This window comes from Mycobacterium sp. (assembly GCF_044370595.1).
Classification (GTDB): domain Bacteria; phylum Actinomycetota; class Actinomycetes; order Mycobacteriales; family Mycobacteriaceae; genus Mycobacterium.
The window spans coordinates 1-18,722 of sequence record NZ_JBILVF010000063.1 but is presented as its reverse complement, the minus strand read 5'-3'; the positions used below and the strand labels follow the sequence as shown (position 1 = coordinate 18,722).

Annotated in this window: 28 protein-coding genes and 1 pseudogene; 21 read left to right on the top strand and 8 right to left on the bottom strand. The window is 63.6% G+C overall.

Features of this window, described 5'->3' with window-relative positions:
• The 5 genes from ADBZ5N_RS10410 to ADBZ5N_RS10390 all read left to right on the top strand — a co-directional run.
• Window positions 1-279 (top strand): DUF4417 domain-containing protein (locus tag ADBZ5N_RS10410; RefSeq protein WP_526257409.1); only part of this gene is annotated, 279 nt, incomplete at its 5' end.
• 387 nt (window positions 280-666) lie between these two features.
• Window positions 667-1,266 (top strand): hypothetical protein, encoded by a 600-nt coding sequence (locus ADBZ5N_RS10405; RefSeq protein WP_526257408.1) that lies wholly within the window; start codon window positions 667-669, stop codon window positions 1,264-1,266.
• Window positions 1,267-2,475: 1,209 nt separating this feature from the next.
• Window positions 2,476-3,252 carry a DUF4417 domain-containing protein gene (locus ADBZ5N_RS10400; RefSeq protein WP_526257407.1) on the top strand — a complete coding sequence of 259 codons (777 nt, stop codon included), beginning with the start codon at window positions 2,476-2,478 and terminating at the stop codon, window positions 3,250-3,252.
• Window positions 3,249-3,614 carry a polymorphic toxin type 50 domain-containing protein gene (locus ADBZ5N_RS10395; protein ID WP_526257406.1) on the top strand — a complete coding sequence of 122 codons (366 nt, stop codon included), beginning with the start codon at window positions 3,249-3,251 and terminating at the stop codon, window positions 3,612-3,614. The genes ADBZ5N_RS10400 and ADBZ5N_RS10395 overlap by 4 nt, the downstream gene beginning before the upstream one ends.
• Entirely contained in the window at window positions 3,611-3,952 is a 342-nt protein-coding gene (locus ADBZ5N_RS10390) for a hypothetical protein (RefSeq protein ID WP_526257405.1), read from the top strand. Before ADBZ5N_RS10395 ends, ADBZ5N_RS10390 begins: the two co-directional genes overlap by 4 nt.
• A 183-nt stretch (window positions 3,953-4,135) precedes the next feature.
• Here ADBZ5N_RS10390 and ADBZ5N_RS10385 read toward each other — a convergent pair whose 3' ends face one another.
• From ADBZ5N_RS10385 to rpmB, 5 genes are all read right to left on the bottom strand, one after another.
• Window positions 4,136-5,323, bottom strand: a complete 1,188-nt coding sequence (locus tag ADBZ5N_RS10385; RefSeq protein WP_526257404.1) for a serine hydrolase domain-containing protein — start codon at window positions 5,321-5,323, stop codon at window positions 4,136-4,138.
• Between the two features lie 327 nt (window positions 5,324-5,650).
• Window positions 5,651-5,905, bottom strand: coding sequence for a 30S ribosomal protein S18 (gene rpsR / locus ADBZ5N_RS10380; RefSeq protein ID WP_526257403.1), 255 nt, complete (start codon window positions 5,903-5,905; stop codon window positions 5,651-5,653).
• A 6-nt stretch (window positions 5,906-5,911) separates the two neighbouring features.
• Window positions 5,912-6,217, bottom strand: a complete 306-nt coding sequence (gene rpsN / locus ADBZ5N_RS10375) for a 30S ribosomal protein S14 (RefSeq protein ID WP_526251192.1) — start codon at window positions 6,215-6,217, stop codon at window positions 5,912-5,914.
• A 1-nt stretch (window position 6,218) separates the two neighbouring features.
• A complete protein-coding gene (rpmG, locus tag ADBZ5N_RS10370) occupies window positions 6,219-6,383 on the bottom strand; it encodes a 50S ribosomal protein L33 (RefSeq protein WP_509636019.1) in 165 nt (54 codons plus the stop codon).
• Entirely contained in the window at window positions 6,383-6,619 is a 237-nt protein-coding gene (gene rpmB, locus ADBZ5N_RS10365; protein ID WP_509636021.1) for a 50S ribosomal protein L28, read from the bottom strand. The genes rpmG and rpmB overlap by 1 nt, the downstream gene beginning before the upstream one ends.
• A gap of 110 nt (window positions 6,620-6,729) precedes the next feature.
• On the opposite strand from rpmB, the gene mrf reads away from it, so the two are divergent.
• Both mrf and mhuD read left to right on the top strand, forming a co-directional pair.
• Window positions 6,730-7,932, top strand: a complete 1,203-nt coding sequence (mrf, locus tag ADBZ5N_RS10360) for a ribosome hibernation factor-recruiting GTPase MRF (RefSeq protein WP_526257402.1) — start codon at window positions 6,730-6,732, stop codon at window positions 7,930-7,932.
• Window positions 7,933-7,943: 11 nt separating this feature from the next.
• The gene (gene mhuD, locus ADBZ5N_RS10355; protein ID WP_526257401.1) at window positions 7,944-8,261 is read left to right on the top strand and encodes a mycobilin-forming heme oxygenase MhuD; all 318 of its coding nucleotides are present in this window, start codon (window positions 7,944-7,946) and stop codon (window positions 8,259-8,261) included.
• Window positions 8,262-8,392: 131 nt separating this feature from the next.
• Here mhuD and ADBZ5N_RS10350 read toward each other — a convergent pair whose 3' ends face one another.
• Both ADBZ5N_RS10350 and ADBZ5N_RS10345 read right to left on the bottom strand, forming a co-directional pair.
• Window positions 8,393-8,650: an ArsR/SmtB family transcription factor gene (locus ADBZ5N_RS10350; RefSeq protein WP_526257410.1), complete on the bottom strand. Its 258-nt coding sequence runs from the start codon at window positions 8,648-8,650 to the stop codon at window positions 8,393-8,395.
• A gap of 106 nt (window positions 8,651-8,756) precedes the next feature.
• Window positions 8,757-9,068 carry a hypothetical protein gene (locus tag ADBZ5N_RS10345; protein WP_526257400.1) on the bottom strand — a complete coding sequence of 104 codons (312 nt, stop codon included), beginning with the start codon at window positions 9,066-9,068 and terminating at the stop codon, window positions 8,757-8,759.
• 351 nt (window positions 9,069-9,419) lie between these two features.
• On the opposite strand from ADBZ5N_RS10345, the gene ADBZ5N_RS10340 reads away from it, so the two are divergent.
• From ADBZ5N_RS10340 to ADBZ5N_RS10285, 12 genes are all read left to right on the top strand, one after another.
• On the top strand, window positions 9,420-9,560 hold the full coding sequence (locus ADBZ5N_RS10340) for a hypothetical protein (RefSeq protein ID WP_526257399.1): 141 nt from the start codon (window positions 9,420-9,422) through the stop codon (window positions 9,558-9,560).
• Between the two features lie 69 nt (window positions 9,561-9,629).
• On the top strand, window positions 9,630-9,884 hold the full coding sequence (locus ADBZ5N_RS10335) for a type B 50S ribosomal protein L31 (protein WP_526257398.1): 255 nt from the start codon (window positions 9,630-9,632) through the stop codon (window positions 9,882-9,884).
• 63 nt (window positions 9,885-9,947) lie between these two features.
• Complete coding sequence (locus ADBZ5N_RS10330) at window positions 9,948-10,793, top strand: sugar phosphate isomerase/epimerase family protein (protein WP_526257397.1); 846 nt, start codon at window positions 9,948-9,950, stop codon at window positions 10,791-10,793.
• A gap of 126 nt (window positions 10,794-10,919) precedes the next feature.
• The gene (locus tag ADBZ5N_RS10325) at window positions 10,920-11,882 is read left to right on the top strand and encodes a metal ABC transporter substrate-binding protein (RefSeq protein ID WP_526257396.1); all 963 of its coding nucleotides are present in this window, start codon (window positions 10,920-10,922) and stop codon (window positions 11,880-11,882) included.
• Window positions 11,883-11,947: 65 nt separating this feature from the next.
• Entirely contained in the window at window positions 11,948-12,169 is a 222-nt protein-coding gene (locus ADBZ5N_RS10320) for a hypothetical protein (RefSeq protein WP_526257395.1), read from the top strand.
• On the top strand, window positions 12,153-13,151 hold the full coding sequence (locus tag ADBZ5N_RS10315; RefSeq protein ID WP_526257394.1) for a CobW family GTP-binding protein: 999 nt from the start codon (window positions 12,153-12,155) through the stop codon (window positions 13,149-13,151). The genes ADBZ5N_RS10320 and ADBZ5N_RS10315 overlap by 17 nt, the downstream gene beginning before the upstream one ends.
• Window positions 13,148-14,158 (top strand): WD40 repeat domain-containing protein, encoded by a 1,011-nt coding sequence (locus ADBZ5N_RS10310; RefSeq protein WP_526257393.1) that lies wholly within the window; start codon window positions 13,148-13,150, stop codon window positions 14,156-14,158. Before ADBZ5N_RS10315 ends, ADBZ5N_RS10310 begins: the two co-directional genes overlap by 4 nt.
• Complete coding sequence (locus ADBZ5N_RS10305; protein ID WP_526257392.1) at window positions 14,155-14,892, top strand: metal ABC transporter ATP-binding protein; 738 nt, start codon at window positions 14,155-14,157, stop codon at window positions 14,890-14,892. The genes ADBZ5N_RS10310 and ADBZ5N_RS10305 overlap by 4 nt, the downstream gene beginning before the upstream one ends.
• 41 nt (window positions 14,893-14,933) lie before the next feature.
• On the top strand, window positions 14,934-15,755 hold the full coding sequence (locus tag ADBZ5N_RS10300) for a metal ABC transporter permease (protein WP_526257391.1): 822 nt from the start codon (window positions 14,934-14,936) through the stop codon (window positions 15,753-15,755).
• Window positions 15,756-15,769: 14 nt separating this feature from the next.
• The gene (locus ADBZ5N_RS10295) at window positions 15,770-16,006 is read left to right on the top strand and encodes a hypothetical protein (RefSeq protein WP_509666039.1); all 237 of its coding nucleotides are present in this window, start codon (window positions 15,770-15,772) and stop codon (window positions 16,004-16,006) included.
• 448 nt (window positions 16,007-16,454) lie between these two features.
• Complete coding sequence (locus tag ADBZ5N_RS10290) at window positions 16,455-16,736, top strand: transposase (RefSeq protein WP_526257390.1); 282 nt, start codon at window positions 16,455-16,457, stop codon at window positions 16,734-16,736.
• The gene (locus ADBZ5N_RS10285; RefSeq protein WP_526257389.1) at window positions 16,729-17,076 is read left to right on the top strand and encodes a CopG family transcriptional regulator; all 348 of its coding nucleotides are present in this window, start codon (window positions 16,729-16,731) and stop codon (window positions 17,074-17,076) included. Before ADBZ5N_RS10290 ends, ADBZ5N_RS10285 begins: the two co-directional genes overlap by 8 nt.
• An 857-nt stretch (window positions 17,077-17,933) precedes the next feature.
• On the opposite strand, the pseudogene ADBZ5N_RS10280 reads toward ADBZ5N_RS10285, so the two are convergent.
• A pseudogene (locus ADBZ5N_RS10280) lies at window positions 17,934-18,159 on the bottom strand (Fic/DOC family protein); the annotation flags it as partial.
• Window positions 18,160-18,203: 44 nt separating this feature from the next.
• Between ADBZ5N_RS10280 and ADBZ5N_RS10275 the strand changes: the two are divergent.
• Complete coding sequence (locus ADBZ5N_RS10275) at window positions 18,204-18,440, top strand: AbrB/MazE/SpoVT family DNA-binding domain-containing protein (RefSeq protein ID WP_526257388.1); 237 nt, start codon at window positions 18,204-18,206, stop codon at window positions 18,438-18,440.
• The coding region (locus ADBZ5N_RS10270) for a PIN domain-containing protein (protein WP_526257387.1) at window positions 18,437-18,722 on the top strand (286 nt) is incomplete at its 3' end. The genes ADBZ5N_RS10275 and ADBZ5N_RS10270, both read left to right, overlap by 4 nt.

Genomic DNA, 18,722 nt, shown 5'->3' with positions numbered 1-18,722 from the left:
CCGCACGTGCGCTGGTGCGATAGCCGTGATTACGAGTATTGCTTTCTCGGAGTCAAGCCAGGTTCGGCCGTAGCGGTGTCCAATCACGGTTGTTGGCGGGACGGAAGGCTGCGGCATGGATTCGTGCACGGAATGCAGGCGATGATCGAACGTCTGGAACCCTCAACCGTATTTCTCTACGGGACAATGGATCACTCGCACCTTCGCGGGCTCGCACGGCGCACCGCGATCGTCCACATGGAAGTTGAACGTACGCGCGCACGCAAGGAGGCGCGCTGACATGGGATCGCAATCCGGTGGCGGGTATTCGTCCTCCCCCAGTTCATTTGAGCGCCTCGCTCGCAATGTCGACCGACTCGCCAAAAAGTATCGACTAACCCCGGGCGGCAGATTCGGTGAGAAGGGCGACAACTCGCGAATCATCAGATCTGAGAACCCGAATGAGACGGCCAGGGAGTTCTGGAAGGCTCTCTCGAAGGGCGGCCGGGTGAGGTCACTGCCTAATGGCAAAGGCGAGGGTGCGTTCTTCGATGACGGTTCGCACGTCGTTATTCGTCCCATAACGAGCACCGAGAACAGTCCGGCGGTCTCAATCAGGATCATGACCAAAGGTCGCGGTATCGCGCCAAACCAGAAGATCCACTTCATCCCGAAAGGCAGCCACTCATGACAATGCGCGTTGCAGAGTCGGAACTGAACATAGCCTCTTTGCAGCACCTATCTGAGTTGCTAGGCGGAACGTGGCGTCTCGTCACCGGTGACAGGCTGCCGGAGCGTGGCAATTCGCTTTTCGCATTTGGCGCGGTCGTGATTGCTATCGAGGGGCGCGAATACACGGTGCGCAGCGAATTAACTGTGTCGGACTTCGAGGGCTACTCCGAAGAGTATCCGCAATTGAGCGTTGAGCGTGGGGCCGAACGTCTTGACGATGAAATCAGAAGCGGTCGAGCCTTCTTCCGAAACAAGGGTGACAAGGTCGTTGCGGTCTACGTTGTTCGAGACGCGATATCGCAACTGAAAGACGACGAAACAGTCTGGCAATACACCACCGACATTGGCATCGTCATCGAGCTCACGGGTGGCGTAGTCAGCGTTTGCAAAGCTAGTCATCACACTGAAGCTCTGCTGGTTTCCTTCTCGGGATCTCTTGAATCCGTGAGCGTTGATGACAACCTTGAGGAATGGGAAGACGAGCTGGGGGTCGCTCACTTGAGCCGGCGCGAAGTACTACCGCTCAACGACTTGTACTGTCCGAGGCAAGGTTGAAGACGAAAGCTGCAGCATGGCTGTTGTCTTGGCCTGGGAGGTACGGATCAAATTCCGGCTGAGCAGGGGTGCTTGTTTACCGAGAAATCTGTTTCCGACGACGCTTTCGGAGTGGGTGTTGAACGGGACTGGCCGAAATATGGCAAGTTGCGCCCGCACGTCCGCCACCGTTTCAGTGACGTCCTGGAATTGGAGGTCGCGCGCATCATGGACTCTGGCGGGCAGGCAGCGTAGTGCGATCCATCAGAAGGGCGGGGCGAGCACGGTGGTGTGCTTCCCGCCCTTCTCTTTTGGACGAAGTGAGACGGCGTGGGGTCCGTTTCGCGGTCCGGTTTCGGCCAGCAAACCCGATTTTCGGTCGTTTAGGGAGTCATCGTTTATTCATCGAAAATGTCCAAGAAGCGATGGGAGCCAGGCGGTTTTAGCAAGTTCTCACTACTGCCTGATTCCATTGGGGCACAGTACTATTCGAATTCTTGAGGATATGAACGGAACCCAGGTTCGTCAATCCGTTGGTCGTCGGTTCAAGTCCGACCCGCCCTACTAGTTCCTGGTAGATCCGGTTTCTTCCCAGTGCTACGCCTCTCGGCGCCCCGGGTCATCGTTTATTCATCGTTTATGTCCACGTAAAGGCTCTCGTAGAGCCGATCTGCTCGGTCTCGACCGGCGATCGCGGGAACAAGAGCGATCTGCCCGGCCTTCGGGCCCGATAACGGTCCGATCGAAGTGTCGGTGCTCTGGTGCATGCCTTGCAGGATGCCGCTGAAGCCGGTCATTCGAGTAGATAGGCGAGTGGCTTCGCAGAGCATCCATGTGCCTGATTTGCACTAGATGATGTGTTATAAGGCGCTTTCAAACACCATATATTGTGTTTACTTCGGCGTGTCGTCTTAAGGCGTGTCGATCTAGGCTCCATACTGGAGTGGGCAGTGGACGTCCCACTGGGCACCGACGCTAGCCCCGGTAGGAACGGTTTGAAGCGAAAGGCAGCCGGTGATCAATCAGGCAAAAAATGAGCGCTGGGTGGGCGCCTGCAAGCGCCCACCCAGCGAATCTCGACGGCTGCAACCGTCGATGGAGTCCGATCTGCGCGGCAAAGCACGGAAGGGACGGCTTGATGTTATCCCTCCGGGCTAATGCGGCAGATGCGGGACGCCTGCCCGGCCCATTCGTTTCCGTCGTGGTCGATGTCCCTACGGTGTGCTCCTCATGACGAGTTTCAAGAGGACCCTGCGACCCCTCGAACAATCGGTGCTCTTCGAGATCGGCGTTGAAAGTGATCCCACGAGGGTAGCGCTGCCTACCCGTGTAGCCGAACGCCCTACGAAGAAGGCGCGTGACCGCCGGGACGTATTCAACGGGCGGCTACTTGATGGACTGACTTTGGTTGGTCCGCATGACATTCCGAAGATCGACGCCTGCTCACTGGTGCCTGAACGCTTGATCGCTTTCACCGAGGCCTCCAAGATGGGTCAACCAGATCCCCAAGCATGGGTCCACGCCTATGAAGACGACTACAAGACAGAGCGCTTCTGGGCCTCGCCCGAGCAGTACTTCAAGAAATTCCGTGGATTCGCCGGGGTAATCAGCCCTGACTACTCGACTTACCGGAACCTGCCTAGAGCTCAACAGATTCACAACATCTTCCGTAACCAGTTGCTGGGCGCTCGTATGCAGGCAGACGGTCACAATGTGATTCCCAACGTCCGGGTCAGCGGCCGCAACTCGGTTCCTTATGCCCTAGCAGGAGTGCCCACACGTTCAACACTTGCCATCGGGTTATACGGCTGCACAAAGTCGCGCGAGAACCGGCCACGCGTGATTGAAGAGATCCGGATTATTTGCGACGCATGTATGCCGACCAACCTGGTGGTGTACGGGAGTGATGCATACGGCGTCCTCAAATACCCCTTGGCACTGGGCATTCCCACTCATATCTATGCGCCGGACAGTTTCCTTCGATCCTCGTTTAGGAAGGCGGCATGAGTAAGCCACGAAGCCGTCTGATTGCGAGGGCTGATCACGAATTTCGCAATGTCAGGGGATTGACCACGGTCCTGCACTTCGGGAAACAAGCCAAACACATGCCCGGACAGCCTAATCACGATGCGTCGAAGTCAACGATCACGTTGTCAATCATGGAGTTGCAGCACCTTGTCGAGCTGAATGCCGGCACCGGAACGTGGTATCCGCCCAATCGAGAGGTTGTCGACTTCGGAGTTGTCATCGGTATGCACAGGAACTCGAAGACTGGTCATGCCAGGCCCACCACTCGCGGCACTATTCACTACTCGAAGACCGGTGCTCACGTCGTTCCCACCACACCCGACAAGGAGAAGTCGCAATGACTTACTTCCATCCTGAGGAGGAATTTCAATTCGGAGTCCTTGAGGAATACGACGACAACCACCCCGGCACCCGTTATCTTGTCGAGTTCCCCGACGGAGAGAGTTACGTCTGTCGTTACTTCGCCTCGTATGAAAGCGAGAATAGCGGCGAACTGGACATCGAGATGGACGACCCGCGCTACGACGAGTTCTATCAGGTCGCGATGAACATCGTTGAGACGGTCCGATCCGGGGCACGGCGATACCAAGACGGACTGACCATGGACTACCGGGATTGGCCGACGCTGATTAAGGACGTGGACAGAGAGATCGTTATCTACCGTGGGTCAACGAACTGAATTAGCGCTGGGCGCGAACTTGTTGGCACCGTCGGACCCCACGGGCATGTCCAGGCGGGAGAGCATGTCCTGGGGGCCGATTTTCAGGCAATCGACAACCTCGGTGTCGGTGAGTTCGCAAGCAAGCATGGGGTCTATTTCGCCTACCTGCGGATCACACACCCGGACGTTCTCGAGCCACCCTCAGCCGTCCAGAGCGGCCTGGATCTCCTCGGCCAAGGCGACGGCGGGGCCTCCGGGCTGATCCGGCGTGCGGATGTCGGAGTTGACGAGGACCACCACCGAGGTCTGCTTCTGCGGGTGGTAGGCGGCATAGGTGGTGTACCCGGGAACCGACCCGTCGTGACCCAGCCAACCGCGGACCGAGAAGAAGCCCAGCCCGTAGGTCGCATCCGGGTCGTCGGGGTCGAGCCGGCCCAGCACGGTGCCCACCGAGGCCTTGCGCTCGCGCTGAATGTCCTGTGAAACCAGGCCGCCGCCGTCGGCCAGCGCCCGAGTCCAGGTGCGCAGGTCGTCGAGGGTGGAGATCATCGCCCCCGCGGTGAACTCCCAGGACGGGTTCCAGAAAGTGGAGTCGCGGAGCGGCCCGCCCGGCGGCACCGGGATTCCCAGCGCCGCGACCTCGGCCCCGGGCTGGTCGGTGATTCCCTCCAGGTGCGGTTGCGGCAGACCCGGGGACTGCCCCGCGAAGGACGTGCCCGACAGTTTAAGCGGCTCAAAGATATTCGTGCGTAACACCTCGGCGACCGGACGGCCGGTGACCTTCTCGATCACCATCCCCAGCAGCACCGTGTTGGTGTTGCTGTAGTGAAACTTGCTTCCCGCCGGGAACAGTGCGGGCTGGGTCTTGGCGTAGTCGACCAGCTGTTCGGGCGTGACGACCGTTCCCGCGGGGTCAGCCGCCCAGGCCCGGATGAAGTCGAGGTTGTCGTTGTAACTTGGGATGCCGCTGGTCATCCGGGCCAGGTCGCGCAGCGTAGCGGTGACGCCGTTGGGCAGCCCGGGGATGTAGGTGCCGATGGTGTCGGCCAGAGAGACCTGCCCACGGTCGACCAGTTGCAGCAACGCCATCACGGTGAACGTCTTTGTCACACTGCCGATCCGGGTGTGGTCCGCGCGTGCGGGCGGACGGCTCGAGCCGCGGCCGGCGAGTCCGGTCACGCCGATCCAGGCGCCGCCGGGAGTCCACACGCCGACCATCGCTCCGGGGTAGCCGTGGTCGGCGCGATGGGCGTCGAGGCGCGTCTGCAAGCCGGTCTGCAGTGATTCGGCGAGTTGGGCCTCAGTGGGAGGCGGCGCGGGAGCCTCCGAGGCCGGCGTGGCACAACCGGCCATCAGCAACCCGACCAGGGCTGCCGCAGCGAGCCGCATGTGCCGAGTGTAGATCTACTTCAGAAAGGCGTCGACCGTCGCGGCGAACTTCTGACGCTGCTGGAAAAGAAAGGCGTGGCCGCCGTCGAAGAAGGCCAGCCAGGAGAACGGAATCTGGCCGGCTGGTGAACCCCACCGCGCTTCATGTAGGGGTCCTGGGTCATCGAGATGTTGGAAGCCTGACGGTGGCCGTGGAAAAGTCCGCCGCGCCGGGCCGAAAGTGTTTCAGTGGCCCGGCAACTCCGGTTGATATCTGATCGATGACCACCCCGCCGTCGACCAGGCTCACCTGGTTAGGGCGACGCCGGGCGTGTCCACCTGGCTAAGCTAAGGACCTGCGAACGGCAGTAGTGCCACTTCGCGGGCGTTCTTGATCGCCATTGCCACCTGGCGCTGTTGCTGAACGGTTAGCCCGGTGACGCGCCTGGATCTGATCTTGCCTCGCTCGGAGATGAACGTCCGCAGCAGTGCGGTGTCTTTGTAGTCGACCGTCGTGATGCCGAGCTTGGTGAGGGGGTTGGCCTTCTTGCGCGGCGGATCGGCTGCGGGTGGTCGCCGGGACGGCTTGCTTCTGCCTGCCATCGCCGGTTACCAACTCGCCTTGCGAATACCGGGCAACTCGCCGCGGTGTGCCATTTCCCGGACCCGGACGCGGGACAGGCCGAACTTGCGCAGATGACCGCGGGGCCGACCGTCGACGGCGTCACGATTGCGGAGCCGCACAGCGCTGGAATCCCGCGGCAGCCGTTGCAGCGCCGACTGGGCGGCGACGCGCTCGCCGACAGTGCTCGATGGGCGTCGGATAGTGTCCTTCAGTTCGGCGCGGCGTTCGGCGTAACGCGCCACCATGGCGCGGCGCTGTTCGTTCTTGACGATCTTGGATTTCTTGGCCATCTCAGCGCTCCTCGCGGAAATCGACATGCCGGCGGATGATCGGGTCATACTTCTTGAGCACCAACCGGTCGGGATCGTTGCGCCGGTTCTTGCGAGTGACATACGTGTAACCGGTGCCGGCGGTGGAGCGAAGCTTCACCACCGGACGAATCTCGGTGCTCGCCATCAGATCCTCTGCCCTGCGGCCCGCAGCCGGGCAACGACGGCTTCGATTCCGTCGCGGTCGATCACCTTGATGCCCTTGGTGCTGACCCGCAGCGTGATGTTGCGCCCCTGTGACGGCAAGAAGTAGGTCTTGCGCTGGATGTTGGGGTTCCAGCGCCGGCGGGTACGACGATGCGAGTGCGACACCGAGTTGCCGAAACTCGGTGAACGCCCGGTCACCTGACAGTGCGCGGACACGGAGCCCCCTTCACGTTGAGATAAATGACAATCGTTTTCAACAAGCCTTCACCGGCAAGGTACCGTGACGGACGGCTAGATGAAAATCGTTTTCAATACGAAGGTGGCAAATGCGTACACCGGTAGTCCTTGTCACCGGCCAGGGTGACAGCGACCGAGTGGCGGGCACCCTGATGGGCACCCCCGGCACGCTGGTCGTCGGGCACGAATACGACGGGCAGGTGGTGCGGCGCTGGGTCAGCATGATGCGCGACGGTGAGTTGTCGACCAGTGACTGGCCGTTGGAGTTGACCAATGGCTGCGTCTGTTGCACGACCCGCAACGACCTGCTGGTATTGCTGCGAAGGCTGCACCGTCGCGACGACGTGACGCGCATCGTCGTGCTGCTGGCACCGTGGTCGGAACCCGAACCCGTCTGCGTGGCGATCAACGAGGTGCCGGTTCACGTCGGACACGGCTACATCGACGGCCCGGCCGGACGTGACGTCCGCATCGACGCAGTGGTCGCAACAGTTGACTCCGACGATTGGTTGCACCAGGCGGTCGGTTCCGACGAACTCGACGATGGCCGGACCGTCGCCCAGGTCGTCGTGGGCCAGGCGGAATTCGCCGACCTGCTGGTGCTCAACCAGCCTGATACCACCACGCTGTCGGTTCTGCGGCGGCTGGCGCCACTGGCCCGCATCACCGTCGGCGTCGACCGGGTCGAGCAGGCTCTGGCACACCTCGACCCGCACACGCGCCGCGGCAGGCGACGCGACCCGCACGATCCCCTGCTGGCCGGCCAACCACCACTGGATCCCGCCGGCGAGGTCACGCTCATGGAGTTCACCGCACGGCGGCCCTTTCACCCTCAGCGCCTGCACGCCGCTGTCGACATGCTGCTCGACGGTGTCGTGCGGACCCGAGGCCGGGCCTTCGTCGCCAACCGGCTCGACGAGGTCATGTGGATCGAGTCAGCCGGTGGCGGCGTGCTCGTCGAGAACGCCGGAACATGGCTGGCGGCAATGGAACCCAACGAGCTGGCCCGCACCGACCCCGAGCGGCGTGCACTTGCGGCGATGGGGTGGGACGACCGATTCGGCGACCGCCACATATCCATGGCAGTGCTGATCTGCGGTGCGCAACCCGATGAGATCGACAGCGCCCTGCGGGGCGCACTCCTCACCGATCACGAACTGGCCCTACCGCGCGAATGGTCGCAGTACCCAGACCCGTTCGGCGACTGGCACGCCGACCCCTGCGACGAGTTGCCCGACATTCGCGATCAACTCACCGCGCGACCCAACCACCACCGAGACGAGGAACGATGAAACCTGACCCCATGGCCGTAGTGAAGATCAACGCAATCGAGGTGCCGCCGGGCGCTGGACCGGAACTGGAGAAGCGGTTCGCCCACCGTGCCCACGCAGTCGACAACCAGCCGGGGTTTCTCGGTTTCCAGTTGCTGCGTCCGGTGAAGGGCGAGGACCGCTACTTCGTAGTCACCCAGTGGGAGTCCGAGGAGGCGTTCGAGGCCTGGGCGTCCGGGCCGGCGATCGCCGCCCACGCCGGCGAGCGGGCCAACCCGGTGTCTACCGGCGCTTCGCTGCTGGAGTTCGTGGTCGTGATGGACGTTGCCAGAGCCGACCGCAAAAAGTAGGTCCCCGGCTCCCATGATGGTGGCGTCGGCGGGGGACAACTGCGGCCAATCGGCCGGTTCTCAACTTTGCGCCGGCGCCCGGGGGTTTTCCGGCTCGGACAACAGCCACCCGTTTGTTGAGTTCCGTGAATTCACCCAGGCGTTTCGCGGCTGTGCTGCAGAGCGTCGAGGAAGATGTGCGCCACGTGTTCGTCGGCGAGTCGGTAGACCGAGGTGCGCCCGTCGCGTTCCACCTCCACCAAGCCGGCCATTCGCAGGGTGCGTAGGTGCTGCGAGGCCAGCGGTTGGGAGATGCCGAGTGCCTCGACAATGGCGCTGACGGTGTGGCCCTTCACCGAGAGCAGGTCGATGATGGCCGCCCGTACCGGTGATGCGAGGGCGGCAAACATCTCGGTCACCCGCCGGTACCTGAGGTCGAGGCTGTCCGCCTCGGCCCCACCTTGCAGGTCCGACCCACGTTCGGTCATGAGCGACCGGGATCAGTCACGCTGACGGTCAGTGCTCGTCGTAGTGATCCCCGTGCAGCGCGTGCCGGTGCGCGCCGTGGAGATAGTCGATGTGATCCTCGTGCGCGATGGCCTTATGGCCGCAACCGTCCCCATGGGTGTGGTCGTGAACCTCGGCGGTGACGTGCGCGCTTATCGTGTGTTCGTCGTAGTGATCGCCGTGCAGATGGTGCGCATGGCCGTCGTGGAGGTAGTCGACGTGGCCGTCATGTTCGACGGCAACGTGGCCACAGGACGGCCCGTGGTCATGGTCGTGATCGGAATGTGTCGGGTGGGCGGTCATGGGATCGCTTCCTTTCATGTTCGTAATCTAATAATTACATGCGCATATGTTTATGACAAGTCGCTCGGCGGAGGCTGCTATCCTTAATGACAACGATTATCAATAAGGATTGAGGGTGTAGTTCCCTTCGACCGACAGAGAGGAACCGTGAAGCCGGATTGCGCACTGACTATCTGCAGAGGGTGCTGCTGCGGCACCGATGACCCGAAACAGGCCGCCGCCCGCTTGGAGTATCTGCGCCAACGGCTTCACTCCGTACAACTGCGCACGAGTGATTGCCTGGGTCCCTGTGACCGCAGGGACGTCATCGTCGTCCATCCGCATGCTCGGCGCCGCCAACAGGGCCAAGGCCTGGTTTGGCTGGCGAGGATGCACACCAAGTCCGCCATGGACGAATTGATCGGCTGGTTGGAGGCCGGCGGTCCGGGCCAGGCCCTCATGCCGGTTGGATTGACCTACAACGCATTCCGGCCACCATCTCGGCGCAAACGCTCTCGCCGGGTCGGCTAGAACCACCTCAACCGCGCGACGGAGGTCCACTCGTCGCAATCACGTCAGGCGCTAACCCTTGGAGGAGATATGAAACCGGGAATCCATCCCGACTATGGATATGTGGTCTTTCGCGACAGAAGCGCGGACTTCGCCTTCCTGACCCGCTCGACGGCCACCTCAGACCAGACGATCGAGTGGTCGGATGGTAAGACCTACCCGGTGATCGACGTCGAGATCTCCAGCGCCAGCCATCCTTTCTATACCGGTCGGCAGAAGGTTCTCGACACCGCGGGACGGGTGGCCCGCTTCGAGCAGCGCTATGGCAAGCGGTCCCCGCGCTGAGCGCCGGCAGCTCGGCGCGGCTGGTCCACCGGTACTGATGTCCCGCGGTTAACCCGGGCCGGGATGCGCCCCGCTATCAAAGTCGGTCTGTCGACGGCTTCGGTCTACCCGCTACGTGCCGAGGCGGCCTTCGCCTACGCCGCGGACCTGGGCTATGACGGCGTCGAGCTGATGGTGTGGGCAGAACCGCTGAGCCAGAACGTGGTTGCGGTCGCCGAACTTTCGCGCCGGTACGGGGTCCCGGTGCTCTCGGTGCATGCCCCCTGCCTGCTGATCTCACAGCGCGTCTGGGGATCCGATCCGATCGCCAAACTCGAGATGAGCGTGGTCGCCGCCGAACGTCTCGGCGCCGCCACGGTGGTTGTGCATCCGCCGTTTCGCTGGCAGCGCCGCTACGCCGAGGGGTTCTCCGATCAGGTGGCGCGGTTGGAGCAAAGAGGCGACGTGCTGGTGGCGGTGGAGAACATGTTCCCGTTCCGCGCCGACCGGTTCTTCGGTTCAGGGACTCCTTCGATCGAACGGATGCGCCGACGTGGCGGGCAACCGGGAGTGGCGGTCTCGGCGTTCGCCCCGTCCTACGACCCGCTTGACGGTGGCCATAGGCACTACACGCTGGACCTGTCGCACACCGCAACCGCCGGCACCGATGCGTTGGACATGGCCCGAAGGATGGGGGCTGGCCTGACGCATCTGCACCTGTGCGACGGCACCGGTGCCGCCACTGACGAGCACCTGGTGCCCGGTCGCGGAACCCAGCCCGCCGTGGAGATCTGCAACATGTTGGCGGACAGCAACTTTGGCGGGCAGGTGATCCTTGAGGTCAGCACCTCTGGAGCGCGCAGTGCCAACGAGCGACGAGCGTTACTGGCCGATTCGCTGCAGTTCGCGCGCACCCACTTGTTGCGGTGACCGGCATGGCCCGGGGCCAGCGGCAACGGTCTGCGGTTCAGGGGAAGTCGCCTCGGCGTGTTGGCACCAAGGCCATCGGCACGGTACATTGCTTAATGAAAATCGTTTTCAATAAGGAGAGACGTGATGCGCCTGGCGATGGCAGTGCTGGCGGCCTTGGTTCCTGTAGTCCTGGCATCCTCTGGTTGCGGCACCCGCTCGGAGCGTCCGCCGGTCGCTGAGGGTGAGCAGTCGGCCGCCGGTGCCGAGCAGCCGCTGATCGTGACGAACTTCTATCCGGTGCAGTGGCTGGCCCAGGAGCTGGTCGGCGACCAGGCGTCGGTGATCTCGCTGACACCGGAAGGCACCGAGCCCCACGACTTGGCCCTGGACGCCAAGGACCGCAAGGAAATCGACAAGGCTGACGTTGTTCTCTACCTGGGTGCGGACTTCCAGCCCGATGTGCAGCGGGCGGTCGACCAACTCGGGGCCGACGCCGTGGCCGAGGATCTCCTCACCGCCCCCGGTGTGGAACTGCTGACTGCCGGTGACATCGGCAAGGAGACACTGGCCGGCGGTAAGGACCCGCACGTGTGGCTGTCTCCGGTGGAGATGATCGCGATGGCCGACGCCGCTGCGGGCACCATCGAAACGGCCCTGCCGCAGCTGGCACCGACGGTCGAGACCAATTTGGCGCAATTACGGACAAGCCTTGAGGGACTCGATGCCCGGTACCGCACGGAATTGACCAACTGCGACACGCGAGTGCTGGTCACCAGTCATGCGGCCTTCGGCTATCTCGCCGACGCCTACGGCCTGCAACAGGTCCCGATCGCCGGGGTCACCCCGGAGGACGAGCCGGACCCCAAGACGCTGCAGTCCATCGCTGAGATCGCCCGGCAGGACAACGTCAAGACGGTCTTCTTCGAAGACGCTCTGCCGAGTGATCTTTCCCAGACGGTCGCCGATGAGATCGGCGCTCAGATCAGCCTGCTGTCGGCGCTGGAATTCGACCCGCGGGGATCCATAGGCCCTGACGAGAACTACCTGAGTGTGATGGACGGCAACCTCGACCGGATCGCGAAAGGCCTGGGGTGCCGGGCATCGTGATTCCCGGTGGCGCGGGATCGTCCCCCCGAGCCCCGGTCGAACACATCCGACGTCTGAAGCTGATCGTGCGGTCAGTGCGTCAACTCGACGAGGACGCTCCGATCCTGGTTCAGCAACTGGCCTGCAGCGAACCCGGCTGCCCCCCAGTGGAAACCGTCATCGCCGACCTTGGCCCGCCGCGGCGAGCCTGGAAGTTCGCCAAGCCGGCCGCCGAGATCGGCCATGAGGAACTCAGCATCGCACTCAACGATCACCCAGGAGGAATCGACCATGACGACCACGACTGACCAGCGGATACCGGTGACGGTGATCACCGGCTTCCTGGGTGCAGGGAAGACGACGCTGGTGAACCGGATCCTGCGCGAGGAGCACGGAAAGCGGATCGCGGTGATCGAGAACGAGTTCGGTGAGGTGGGAATCGACGACGCGCTCGTCCTCGACGCCGAGGAGGAGATCTTCGAGATGAACAACGGGTGCATCTGTTGCACCGTCCGCGGCGACCTGATCCGGATCCTGTCGGCGTTGATGCGCCGCCGCGACCGATTCGACCAGATCCTCATCGAGACAACGGGTCTGGCCGATCCTGCTCCGGTGGCTCAGACCTTCTTCGTCGACGATGAGATCCGCGATCAGCTGCGGCTGGACGCGATCGTGACGGTCGTCGATGCGGCGCACGTGCTGGACCACCTCGACGAGGTCAAACCGGAGGGCGTCGAGAACGAAGCCGTCGAGCAGGTCGCCTTCGCAGACCGGATGATCCTCAATAAAGTCGACCTGGTCGGTTCTGAACGGCTGGCCGACGTCGAGGGCCGGCTGCGGGCGATCAATGTCGCCGCCGACATCGTCCGCGCTGAGAACGCCAACGTCGACTTGGACTTCATTCTGGATGTGGGCGCCTTCGATCTGCAGCGGGTGCTGGCCGAGGACCCGGCGTTCCTCGAGCAGACCGATCACCAGCACGACCAGAGTGTGACGTCGGTGAGCATCAAGGTGGACGGCGAAGTGGTGGTCGACCACCTCAACGACTGGCTGGGGGAGTTGCTGTCCACCAAGGGCGTCGACATCTTCCGCAGCAAGGGCATCCTCGCCATTGCCGGGGAGGAGAATCAGTACGTCTTCCAGGGCGTGCACATGCTCTTCGACGGCACCGAAGGCCGACCCTGGCACGCAGACGAAAAACGGACCAACAGAATGGTTTTCATCGGCCGTAACCTCGACCGCACGGAACTCGAGACAGGCTTTCTGGCCTGCCTGGAGCCGGTGACGTGAGCTCCGCGCCGGTGACCGCCCGAGATTGGCGGGTCGAGGTGGACGACGGGGTCGCGGCACTGTCGGCGGCCGAGGACGGCCGCGTCGCCGTGGCGGGAGCGGAGGGCTCATTGAGCCTGATCTCCGCCGAGGGCGAGTTGCAGTGCCGCCAGGTGGTGTCAACGGGGTGCCTGGCGGCGGCGTGGTCCCCGGACGGGGACCACCTCGCCCTCGGAACCCTCGACGGGGCGCTGATCCTGGATCGCGCGGGCACGATGATCGCCGAGCGACGGGGCGGGTGGTGCTCCTCGGTTGCGTGGAGTCCCGACGGGACTCGCCTTGCCTCCGGGGTCGGCCGCAGCGTCGTCGTCCTGGATGCCGCCGGGACAGAGATCTTCAGCGGCGAGCGTGCGAGCACCGTGACGGCGGTAGCGTGGGTGAACCGTCGGGTCGCTTCGGCCGCCTATGGAGGCGTGCACCTTCACCACGCCTCTAGGACCGCCCCCCGCGACCAGATGCCCTTCACCGGTTCGCTGCTGGCGCTGTCGGTGAGCCCCGACCGCAAGTGGATTGCCACCGGCAACCAGGATGCGACGCTGCACGTGTGGCGACTGGGCCGCAGTGGCGACGAACTGTCAATGTCGGGCTATCCCAGAAAGATCAGCGCGTTGGCGTTCAGCCCGGACTCCACGATGTTGGCTTCGGGAGGTGGAAGCGACGTGACGGTGTGGGACTTCACCGGCCGCGGGCCGCGCGGATCCACACCGCGGGTGCTGTGCGGTCACGAGGAGGCCGTCGTCGCCGTCGCCTGGGCGTCTCGTGGCGGCTTGGTCGCCGGGGCGGCCTCCGATGGCAGCGTCGCGGTGTGGCACCCGGCCCGTGCGCGGCCCGGCCGACCCGAGCCGGCGATCGACTCGATGCGCCGGGACTCCCCGGCGGCAGCGCTGTGCTGGGACGGGTTGGGTCGGCTGCTGGTGGGCTGGTCCGACTCCACCGTGGTGGCCCGTTCGATCAACGGTGCCGGATGAACCGGCACGCAACACCGGTACTGGAGACCCGCCGCCTCTCGGTCACCTACGGCCGCCGATGCGCCCTGCAGCCGACCGATCTGGCGGTGTGGCCGGGCGAGGCGGTGGCGATCGTCGGGCGCAACGGGAGCGGCAAGTCGTCTCTGCTGCGAGCGCTGTGCGGTATCGAACCGGCAGCGCGCGGCGAGGTGGTCCTGCATGCCGAAAGTTGCCATCACACCGCCAGGACGGTCGAGGTTGCTTACGTTCCCCAACGCTCCGAGGCGCGCTGGGATCTACCGTTCTCGGTCGGTCAGGTGGTGGCAGCGGGGCGCACTCGCAACCGGTGGTGGCGCCGTGGCAGCCGCGGCGACAGGGACGCCGTGGACACCGCACTGGCCGCGGTGGGCCTGCACGATCTCGGTGATCGCGCCGTCAGTGAACTGTCGGGAGGCCAGGCGCAGCGGGTCCTGCTGGCTCGGGCGCTGGTCCAGCAGCCGGACGTGCTGCTGATGGATGAGCCGCTGGCCGGGTTGGACCTGGAGACCGTCGACACCGTGCTGGCTCTGGTCCAACGCCTGACCGTCGGCGACCTGGCGGTGTGCTGCGTCCTGCACGAGGTCGACATCGCCCGCGGGAGCTTCAGCCGGGTCGTCGCCCTCAGCGGCGGTGCCGTGGTGGCTGACGGGCCGGCGGCCAGCGTGCTCGACGCCGACGGGATCGAGAGCATCTTCCTGCGCCGGGTTGCGGTGTGAACTGGTCCGGGTGGCTCACGGAGCCCTTCGCATACGACTTCATGGTGCGCGCAGCCGTGGCGACCATCGCCGTCTGTATGGCCGCGCCGGCGTGCGGGGTATGGGCGCTCTCGCGGCGCCTGGTGTACCTCACCGACGCGATGAGTCACGGGATGCTGGCCGGGGTGGCCGGTGCGGCCATCATCGGGGGCAGCCTGTTGGTCGGCGGCTTGATCGCGGCGTTGGCAATGGCTCTGTTCATCTCGCTGCTGGTCGTCCGGGCCCGGGTGCCCGAAGACGGCGCGATCGGTGTTGTCGGCCAGGGCTTGTTCGCACTGGGCGTCATCGGCGTCTCCCTGCAGAGCGAACCCCGGGCGCTGGCCCACGTGCTGTTCGGAAATCCGCTCACCGTGAGTCGGTTCGACGTGATCGTCGACGTGACACTGGTCGTGATCGTCATCGGGACACTCGCCGCGATGAAGCCCGCGCTGCTGGCGACGACGTTCGATGCGGTGCACGCACGCACCGTGGGAATGCGCGTCGGGCTTATTGATTCGGCGCTGCTGGTGGTGCTGTCGATGACCGTCGTCGCCGGCCTGGTGACCGTCGGCGTACTGATGGCGGTGACGTTGATCGTCGCGCCGGCGGTGACTGCCAGGATGCTCGGCCGTTCGCTCAATGCCATGTTCGCCATCGCGGTCGCCTCCGGCCTGATGGCCGGTGTGGCGGGTCTTCTCCTCAGCTACCACGCCGGCCTGCCGACCGGTCCCACGGTCGCCCTGCTGGCGGTGGCGCAGGTAGGCGTAGTGGCGCTGTGGGCGCACCCCGCCCGAGCGGTACAGCGAAGCCTGATCTCAGACAGGGCCTCAGCAGCCGCTCATTGAAGAAGGGAAAATAGATGGTGTTGAAGCGAATTGCGCTTGGCGCGGCAGGGTTTGCCATAGCCGGCATGATGGCGCTAACGGTGTCTTCGGGCCTTCTTTCGGCACCCGCGGCCGCCGACGAAGCCGACCCGTCAGCTCCGGACGAGTCCTCGGTCACGGTCGACCGCGACCCGCATTCCAACTCGCCGGTCATGCCGACAAGCATCTGTGCTGATCCCACGCTGGCCTGCGAACCGGGGGAGACCCACTGAACGCCGGTAGTCCGGGAGTTGTCTGTACCGGCTTCGGCCAGCAAACCCGATTCACGGCCGTTTACCGAGTCATCGTTTATTCATCGAATATGTCCAGGATACGACCGGATCCAGAAGGGTCCAACAGGTTCTCATTGAAGCTTGATTCAATTGGGCCACAGCACTATTCGGACTCCTAAGGAGAAGGCCGGAACTCGGTTTCGCTAATCCGCTGGTCGCGGGTTCGAGCCCCGCCCGCCCCACCATTTCAGAGGGTATTTTTGCCCTCTTCCCCGGTTCTTCCGTACAGATTCGGTACAGTCGCGCCAATGAGTCCAGCCGGCCCCACCAGCCCCACCGGCACCACCGTTGCGGGCCTCGGCTGATTCTTGACACTCCTTCTACAGGGGAGATCAGTGTGGCCGAGCAGAGGTGGAATCCGTATTTCTAATGTAATACACTTCACGATGTGACGGTGGATTGGACGAAAAGAGGCGAATATCTCGCCAAGCATGGCGTCACCGTCACACAGGCCAGCGAAGCGCTGACCGATCCCGACGCGGTCGTGTTCGACCCCGACTACAACTCGCGTACCGGCGAAGGTGTTCGCACCATTGGTTTTTCGCCTTCAGCGGCTTCAGTCATGACGGTCATCACTTACGTCATGGACGGCGTTACGAACGGTGCGAGTGCATGGAAGTCGAATAGCCGCGACCGCCGCTACTACTACCAGGGAGGCCCTGATGAGTGATAAGACCGCCGACAAGCTCGCTGCAATCGCGGCCGAAGCCGAAGCCGCCGAGACTGACCAGACCGACCGCCCCATCCCGGCCCACGTCGCGGTCGGCCGGCCTAACCGCGCTCGCAGCAGGGTCCTGCAGGTTCGCCTGAACCCCGATGAGTTTGAAGCGATCGAACGTATCGCCGCGGACCGTGGCCTGCCGCCTTCGACCGTGGCCCGCGAACGACTGTTGGCCATGATCCGTGAAGACCAGGGGCCAGAGGCTGATGTGGCCACCGTGCTGGTCGGCGTTGCCGATCAGCTCCGAGCCGTCGCCACGCGCATGAACCCCAATGCAGTCGGGGCGTGAGGACGATTGAGACGGCCGCGGCCCGATTGTTGCGCCGCCCGAAGTGGCGACGTGCTTAGCGCTTACGCGCTTGACGTTCTGCGAGCAGGGTTTTCACGCCCCTAGAACGGACGTGTCCCGTGGGCACTGCGCGATTCTCGAGCTTCGTTGACGCCGTTACGGCGCGGGTGGCGATCGTGTTCGCCAGCACTTGCATTTCGGATGCGGGCCGACCGGGAAATGGGTTCGGCGACTCTGTGCGGGTCACCGCGAGTCCTCCTTCCATCACGGCTTCGACGTGCACCTCACGCTACCGCGATCGGAAGGGGCGCGGTCCTGCCGTTGCCGCCAACTCCGATAAGGAGAATCCACGATGACTTACTTCCACCCCGAAGAAGAGTTTCAGGTTGCTAGTAGGGTCCACGAAGTTTTGCCGCGACTTCCGATCCGACCTGGGAAGCCCCAAAATCCGGGGGATTCCGGTCATCGTTTATTCATCGAATATGACCGGGAAATGGCCGGAATCGGCAGGTCTTATTGGGTTACGGATATGTCGAAAGATGTTGCGGCACCTGATATAACAGGAAACAGCGGTCGCTCTCAAGAACCGCCGTTCGCTAATCCGTTGGTCGTCGGTTCAAGTCCGACCCGCCCTACTAACTCCTGGTAGATCCGGTGTTTCCCAGTGATACGCCTCTTGGCGACCCTGGTCATCGTTTATGTCCAGGGAAGGCTCTTGTAGAGCCGATCTATTCGGTCTCGGCCGGCGATCGTGGGAAGAAGAGCGATTTGCCCGGACTGCGGGCCTCATAACGGCTTGGTCGCGCGATCGAACCCCGTCGCCCCGCAACGTTCTCCTTGTGCCAACTGGCCGGTGCTTAGAAATCGTATGCGGGATCGACGTCGAGAATCTTGGCGAACATCGGGTTAAGCCGCTGAGGTTGGATCCAGCTCGCGCAGCGTGACATGCGCCATGTAACTCGGACGAATCGGTCTTCTCCCAGTTGAGTCCGCTTCCGTGTTCGGCAAGCAGAAGTCGAAGAATTCGCGGGTGGCGCGGCCATTGCTCTGGCGGAAGGGATGCGCAAAGTTAGTGTGGTCGTACTTGCTGCTGCTCCTGCTGGGAACTGCCTGGTAGCATAATCCCTATGGAGGCGACTGTGGACTCGGTCGGGCGCGTCGTCGTGCCGAAGGTGCTTCGCGATGCCCTTGGCCTTCGCGCCGGATCCACCGTGGATATCTCGCCCTATGGTGCGGGACTGCAAATCCTGCCCACCGGTCGGACGGCCCGCCTCGTTCGCGAAGAAGGTGTGCTGGTGGCGACCGGAGATGCGCAAATTGATGACGGTGACGTCTTCGGACTGCTGGATGCCGGTCGGCGTTGACCGGTGTGATCGCCGTCGATACCAGCGTCGCGGTACCGCTGTTGTTGAGCAACCACCGCGCCCATCGTGAGGTTGTCCGATGGTGGAACCGTCGCCCGGTGGCCCTGAGCGGCCACGCGTTGGTCGAAACCTACTCGGTGCTGACCCGACTGCCCCGCGATGCCCGGTTGAGCGCTGCGGATGCGGCCACATTGCTCACCGAACGCTTCGGGGCCCCGCTGCTCCTCGCTAGCGCCGACGTTGCTCGGCTGCCGGAACTGCTCGCAGCCCACGGTATCGCCG